We start from the raw sequence: 252 nt of genomic DNA on the forward strand, positions 1-252 counted from the left end.
ATTCGCAGACAAAGGATATATTTCGCATGGCTTGTTTGAGAGATTGTTTAACAACGGTATAGAAATTGTCACTGGCTTGAAATGCAATATGAAAAACAAGCTTATGCCATTGTATGACAAGATTCTGGGTCAGCGGATTTTTCCGGTTGGTAACACCGTATGTTAGGAATAAAGTGTTGCCAGCCTGTACATGAAGAACCTGATATCCCCTACACCTCTGAACTGTGTTCTAAAAGCCTTGATTTTCGTATG

Annotated in this window: 2 pseudogenes; one reads left to right on the top strand and one right to left on the bottom strand. The window is 39.7% G+C overall.

The annotated features are described in order from the left end of the window. A pseudogene (locus CIK95_RS04680) lies at positions 1–127 on the top strand (transposase); the annotation flags it as partial. 35 nt (positions 128–162) lie between these two features. Here CIK95_RS04680 and CIK95_RS13625 read toward each other — a convergent pair. Further along, positions 163–252: pseudogene (locus CIK95_RS13625) on the bottom strand (transposase); the annotation flags it as partial.

Source organism: Prevotella sp. P5-108, assembly GCF_002251385.1.
Taxonomy (GTDB): Bacteria; Bacteroidota; Bacteroidia; order Bacteroidales; family Bacteroidaceae; genus Prevotella.